The following is a 6,428-nucleotide window of genomic DNA, read 5'->3' on the forward strand; positions in this document are numbered from 1 at the left end:
GTTGTTGACGTGCCAGCGTTCGGCATCGAGCGCGCTGCCGTTGAATTCGTCGGACAGCCGCGTATCGCGTTTCCAACCGCCGGCATTGGCCTGGTCCGATAACGGCAGGTCGGGCGTAACGTGCGTCGGGGTCGGGCCTAGCGGACCGACGCGAGTCCACGCATCCACCTGTTGCGGAATGGCGACCGCCCACTTTTGCGCCAGATACTCGAACACATTGCGGCGTTCTTCCTGGCTGCTGAATGGGCGGTCATAAACCAGTACTTCGGCAATGTCGCCGCGGAGGATTTCCGAGGTGCCAACCACGTTGCGCGCCACCGCGAACGGGCCGATCGGCACGTCACTGGTTTCCAGCAACGCCAGCGCCGGCTCGTACGCGGTGGTCTGCTGCACGCTGATGCCGAAATTCGGTGCGACGTTATCGTTATCCGCCAGTTGCGGCCGCGAGCTGAACAGGCGCTGCCAGGCCTTGCCGCCGGCTTGCTCGGGCAGGCGCCGCGAGACAACGAACACCGTCACCGGCCCTTTGCTTGTGCGGATCGCCTGGCCCATGAATGCCGCCGTGCCGCTGAAGCGCACCACGCCGTGGCCGTTGAGGGCGTTATCGACGCGCGTGGGCAAAGTCGTCGCCGCGCGATTGTCGACGACCACGTCATTGCCCTTGCCGGATTTATCCAGCCAGCGCACGATCTGATTTTGTCCATCCAGTGTCATCGAGGCCGGATCATTGCCGTCCAGCCACAACACAAGTCCATCAGTGACCGGTCGTGGAATATTGGCGTTGGCGCCAGCGCTCAGCAGCAGCAAAACCAACAGCAAGCAGCGTGATCTGTTCATGAGTCGTCCCTAACGTGGATTTGCCCCGGTTCAAGTGCCCACCGCCAGCAGCGGCGCCGGTTGCGGGCGGTAGCCCCACGGGTTGTTGGTCTGCCAGCGCCAGCTGTCGATGAGCATTTGCGTCAGCTCGCGTTGCGCGCGCCAGCCCAGTTCGCGCCCGGCCTTGCTCGCATCGGCGCGGCACTCGGCGACATCACCGGCGCGGCGCGGCGCGAAGCGGTAGGGAATGCGCAGGCCGGTGACGTCTTCGAAGGCGCTGATGATCTGCAACACGCTATAGCCGCTGCCGGTACCGAGATTCCATACGTGCAGGCCATGCTCATCGCCCTGCAAAACCTGTAGCGCCTTGAGATGACCTTCGGCCAGATCCAGCACATGGATGTAGTCGCGAATACAGGTGCCGTCGACGGTTGGATAGTCGTTGCCGTAAACAGTCAACGCAGCGCGCTGGCCGCTGGCAACCTCGGTGAGGCACGGCAGCAGATTGTTCGGCCGACCGTTGGGCGCTTCGCCGATCAGCCCGCTCTGGTGCGCGCCGATCGGGTTGAAGTAACGCAGCACAGCGATGTTCCAGCGTGAATCGGCGAGGGCAAGGTCGCTGAGCAATTCTTCGATCATTAACTTCGAGCGCCCGTAGGGATTGGCCGGTTTGCCGGTGCCGTGCTCTTCGACGATGGGCATGCGGGCCGGCTCGCCGTACACCGTCGCCGAGGAACTGAACACCAGATTGAACACGTGGGCGCGGGCCATCGCCTGACACAGGTTCAGCGTGCCGACCACATTGTTGGCGTAGTAATCCATGGGGCGGCGCACGCTTTGCGCAACCGCCTTGAGCCCGGCGAAATGCAGCACTGCATCAATTGCGTAGGTGCTGAAAATCTCGTCCAGCAGCGCGGCGTCGCGGATATCGCCCTCGATGAAATCGACGTGCGAGTGACTCAACAGCTCCAGCCGTGCGACTGCTTCGCAGCTGCTGTTGCACAGGTTGTCGAGGATCAGTACCGAGTGTCCGGATTCGATCAGTTGCAATGCCGTGTGCGAACCGATGTAGCCGGCACCGCCCGTGATCAACGTGGTTTTGCGCATGACGACGTGCTCCATTGCGAGGAAATGCACCTCAGCGGGCGGTAAACACCAACTTGAATTCTTGCGGCCAGCGCGGGTGCAGCAGGCTGTAGGCCAATGCGTAGGTCAGCGCGCCGATGGCAATATCTCCGGCCAGGTGCGCGTATCCGGACAGGCTCGTTTGCCGCGACGTCCACATCACCACGACGACCATCAGCAGCGAGGCGAACAGGCTGCGGTAACTGGACTGGAAAAAGCTGCGCCAGTCATAACCGATGGCGGCGTGCAGGCCGCGTACCTGCAACGGCGTGATCAGCAGCATGCGCAGCAGCAATGCCAGCGCCGCCGCCATGCCGCCGTAGGTCGCTCCGAGCAGATACACCAGCGCCAGCGCGAGCAAGGTGGTGGCGACTTCGGCCTTGAGCGTCAGGTGCGTGCGATTGACCGCCACCAGCGCGGTGGTCGCATACAGCGCCAGATTGCCCAGCGCTGCCGTGCAGGCGAGCACTTGCAGCAAGGGAACCGCGTCGGCCCATTTCGCGCCGAAGATCAGCAGGATGATGTCTTTGGCGGTCAGGGCGATGCCGAAGAACAGCGGTGTCAGTACGAAACCGCTGATCGCCGTGGAATCGCCTATAACCCCGATCAGCCGCGCCGGTTCGGCACTGCGCCGGGCGAACACCGGCAAGGCGTAGCTCATCAAGCCGTTGTAGATCGCCGAGCGCGGCAGATCGATGATGCGCATGGCCAGATTGAACATGCCCACCGCGTGCGCCCCAGCAGTCAGGCCGAGAATCAGGTTGACGCCGCGTTGCAGGGTTTGCGAACTCATGACATTGACGCAGACCGGCAGACCGGCGCGCAGCAGTTCGCTCAGCACCTGGCGGTCGATCAGCAACGGAATGCGCCGACGTTCGCTGCGCATCAGCACCAGCGTGGAAATGCCGTCCATGATCAGCGCCTGCACGACCACCGCCCACGGGCCGAAACCCAGCAGCGCCACGGCCACACCGCCGACACCGCCAGCCACTTTGCCGAGCAAGGTGCGCGAGGCCAGCAGCCTGAAATTGCCGCTGCGGCGCAACTGCGCCACATACACCCGCGCCATCAGAGTGAAAAGGATTTTTACCGAGGCCACAGCGGTCATCCAGCGCAGCGCAGTGGACGGCGTATAGAGCACGACCGCCAGCGAAATAAACGCAATCGATAGCAGACTGACCAGCACCGCAAACCAGAACACGCTGCTGATGTGTTTGTCCTCGACACGTTGCAGGCGCACCAGCGGGTCTTCCAGCATCGACGAGAATAGAATGCCGACCACTTCGACCACGGCGATGATCAGCGTGCCAATGCCCAGCTCCGTCGGCGTCAGCAGATGCGCGTAGACGACAAAGGTAATCATCGACAGAAAGATCAGGCCGAACTTCTCGGTGAAAATCCATACGAGGGTCATCAGGCGACGGTTGGCCATGGCGCGATCCCTGTAATTCAGCGGCTGTTGCCCAGGCTTTTAAAGCAGGCGTAGAGGTAGCGCAGGGTTTGTTTGCCCCGGGAGAACAACAGCGTCTGCCACGAATGCCCGAGCATCTGCCGGAACACCTCGATGACCCGGCGATGATCGCCGCACCGGGAAAACGCATTGAGAAATTCGGCGTGGTTGGCGAGGACGAAATAGATCCGTTGCTGTTTGTTCAGCCGCGTGCCGTAACGCGCCAGGTACAGCTGGATGAAGCGCAGCTTGTGCGGGTAATACTTGTGCGGTTGCGCGGTGATGTTGGCGGCGTTGACAGCGCGCCAGTGGAGGATCTGCGGCACGCTGTGGATCTCGCTGATTTCGGCGATGCGCGTCCACAGCAGGCGATCCTCAGCAAAACGCAGGCTCTGATCGAAGCCGCCGATGGAAAGGATGATCTCGCGTACGGCCAATACGCCGGAGGTGCCGTTGATGATGTTTTCGCGCATGAAATCGGCAAAGTGCTCGCCGTGTTTGCAGCGGTCCTCCAATTGGCGTTTGCCGTCGCTGAATTCGCTCATCTGAAAGCAATCGATCAAACCGACTTTGCGTCCCTGTCGGGTCAACTCCACGTGCAGCGCCAGTTGTTTTTGCAGTTTCTCCGGATGCCAGCGGTCATCGGCATCGAGGAAGGCGATAAAGGTTTCTTCGGCGCTGAACACGCCGTGATTGCGCGCACTCGCCGGGCCTTGGTTGGGCTGCTGCAACAGCACGATGGGGAAGGGCGCGGCGTAGTGCTTGACGATCTCTGGACCGGCATCACTGGAACCATCATCGACGACAATGACTTTGTCCGGCAGGCGGGTCTGTGCGCACACCGAGTCCAGTGTGCGTTGGATGCTGGCGGCGGCGTTGTACAGCGGAATCACCACGCACACGGTGACGGCTGAGGGATCATTCAGCATGGGCGTTGCTCCCGGAAAGTGCCGCGCATCGGCCGAGCATTCGCCGCTGGCAGCGGCTGCGGACGGGCGACGAGGTGATGGCGGAAGGTCAGGCTGAGCACGCAGAAGATCAGGAACTCACCCGAGCGATAGTTGGGGATCACATAGGCGACGTAATTGGTAACGACGAACAGGCCGATGATCACCAGCGCACAGGCCTGATAGCGCGCCGACTGATCCGCCGTGATTGCCCGATAGCGCTTGCTCAGGGTCTGGGCAAACATCAGCAGCAGGGCGATCAACTGGATCAAACCGCCGTTGAGCAGGGTTTCGACGTAGCCGCTGTGGGCATTGCCGATGTAGCCCCACCGCGTGATAAACGCATCGGCATCGGCACTGGCCCAGAACGCGCCGAAACCGTAGCCCTTGAGAAATTGCGCATCGATCAGCGGCTGCAACAGCTCCCAGATCAGCGTGCGGTCGGTCAGCGACGGGTCACGGCCAACCAGTTCCAGCAGCATCGCGTAGTTGGCGTAGAGCACGCCACACAGAAGGAAGAACACCAGCGTCGCCGCCGTGAACGCCAACAGTGAGCGGTTGATGCGCAAGCGGATCAGCGTGATGAAGTAGGCGTAACTGGCGGTGCCGGCGACGATCAGCGCAATCGCCGTGGCTGACTGCGCCAGACCGATGGCGATCAGCGCGAACAGCCCATACAGCATAGCCAGCGGGTTGCGCTGGCGGATCATCGGCAGCAGCAACAGGATCGCAATAGCGTTCAGGCGTGCACCGGCATTCTTTTCCGCGAACACCCCGCGAAACGCACCGTCACGAATGCCGCCGGAAATGAAGGCGATGTCCGGGCGAATCACGGCGAAGATCAACCCGACCAGCGCCGCCGCACCGATCACACAGCCGAACAGAAACGCAATGCGTTCCAGGCTGTAGCGCCAGGCAATGAAACCGGCGAAGAACACCACACTGAGCAGCGCGACGAAACGCTTGAAGCTGAGCATCGGCTCGCTCGACCAACTGATCGACGCCGCCACGCAGCCGAGAAACAGCAGCAAGAACAGGTTTTGCCGGTAGAAACTCTTGCTGAGGAACACCTTGTGCCGGATGAAGAAAAACAGCGGCACCAGCAAGGTCAGCAAGCCGCAGACCTGATTGGCCAGATTGCCTTCCAGATCCTGCTGGGCATCGTCCAGCGTGCTCACATTACCCAGGCGCAGAAAGAAGCCGATCACTTGCGTATAGAACAGCACACCGAACAGGGTGAAGGCATCGGCCAGCGTCGAGTAACGCACTTGCAGGCGGTTCATCTCAGCGCCTCCCGAGTAACGCCTTGAGGTAGGTCTGCACCGCGCGAGCATTGACAAAACGCGCGGCAGCATCAATGCGGCGCTGGCGATGCACGGCTCGCGGCGTGGCCATTTGCGCACTGATCGCGGCGGCGAGGGCGGCGGGGTCGTCGACCTCGACCAAGGGCGCGACCGCACCATCGGCGAGAATTTCCTGCGGGCCATACGGGCAGCGGGTCGCTACCACCGGCGTGCCGGTCGACAGGGCTTCGACCAGGGCGTTGGGGCTGCCTTCGAAACGTGACGACAAAACAAAGCAATCGGCCCGAGCGATTTCGGCGATGGGGTCACTGGCATACCCGGGCAGATCGCAACGCTCTGCAACGCCGAGCGCTGCCGCCTGTGCCAGCAGTTCGCCGCGCAAGGCGCCTTCGCCGAAGATGATCAGCCGCGCATCGCCTTGCGGCAGGCGGGCGAAGGCGTCGATCAAAGTGTCGAAGCCCTTTTGCTGCGCCAGGCGACCCACGGCGACGATCACCGGAGTGGTTTTGTCCTTCAACCAGGGATGGCTCGGCGCGGCGGCAGGCTTGTCGCGAAAATCGTTGTCGAGCACCGGGTTGTCAGCGGTCGTCACATCGCGCGGGCGGGCGATGGTGGTGTCGACCAGATCTTCGGCGACGCCTTGCGACACGCAGATCACCGGGTTGGGAATCAGCCGGTACAGCCACGGCGCCAGCCAGTAGGCGAGCTTGACCGACAGGGCCGGGTTGACATGCTTGTCCCGCGAAAAGGCATTGCGCTCGCTGACGTGCAGCCGCGCCAGCGTCC

Annotated in this window: 5 protein-coding genes and 1 pseudogene; all 6 read right to left on the reverse strand. The window is 62.3% G+C overall.

Annotation, left to right across the window (positions count from 1 at the left end; translation table 11 throughout):
• Positions 1-837 (reverse strand): annotated as a pseudogene (locus tag OQK_RS30610) (family 16 glycosylhydrolase); the annotation flags it as partial.
• Positions 838-867: 30 nt separating this feature from the next.
• A complete protein-coding gene (gene galE / locus OQK_RS23445) occupies positions 868-1,923 on the reverse strand; it encodes a UDP-glucose 4-epimerase GalE (RefSeq protein ID WP_016774556.1) in 1,056 nt (351 codons plus the stop codon).
• A 31-nt stretch (positions 1,924-1,954) separates the two neighbouring features.
• Positions 1,955-3,373 carry an oligosaccharide flippase family protein gene (locus tag OQK_RS23450; protein ID WP_016774557.1) on the reverse strand — a complete coding sequence of 473 codons (1,419 nt, stop codon included), beginning with the start codon at positions 3,371-3,373 and terminating at the stop codon, positions 1,955-1,957.
• Between the two features lie 17 nt (positions 3,374-3,390).
• Positions 3,391-4,320, reverse strand: a complete 930-nt coding sequence (locus OQK_RS23455; RefSeq protein WP_016774558.1) for a glycosyltransferase family 2 protein — start codon at positions 4,318-4,320, stop codon at positions 3,391-3,393.
• Positions 4,314-5,621, reverse strand: a complete 1,308-nt coding sequence (locus tag OQK_RS23460; RefSeq protein ID WP_016774559.1) for an O-antigen ligase family protein — start codon at positions 5,619-5,621, stop codon at positions 4,314-4,316. Before OQK_RS23460 ends, OQK_RS23455 begins: the two co-directional genes overlap by 7 nt.
• A gap of 1 nt (position 5,622) precedes the next feature.
• Positions 5,623-6,428, reverse strand: an 806-nt coding sequence (locus OQK_RS23465; protein ID WP_050977873.1) for a glycosyltransferase, incomplete at its 5' end; no start/stop codon positions are given.

The sequence above is a fragment of the Pseudomonas sp. R62 genome (assembly GCF_000257605.1).
Classification (GTDB): Bacteria; Pseudomonadota; Gammaproteobacteria; order Pseudomonadales; family Pseudomonadaceae; genus Aquipseudomonas; species Aquipseudomonas atacamensis.

Coding starts and splice junctions, on each gene's coding strand:
- OQK_RS23455 (WP_016774558.1), bottom strand. CDS start 4,320: ATGCTGAATGATCCCTCAGCCGTCACCGTGTGCGTGGTGATTCCGCTG.
- galE (WP_016774556.1), bottom strand. CDS start 1,923: ATGCGCAAAACCACGTTGATCACGGGCGGTGCCGGCTACATCGGTTCG.
- OQK_RS23450 (WP_016774557.1), bottom strand. CDS start 3,373: ATGGCCAACCGTCGCCTGATGACCCTCGTATGGATTTTCACCGAGAAG.
- OQK_RS23460 (WP_016774559.1), bottom strand. CDS start 5,621: ATGAACCGCCTGCAAGTGCGTTACTCGACGCTGGCCGATGCCTTCACC.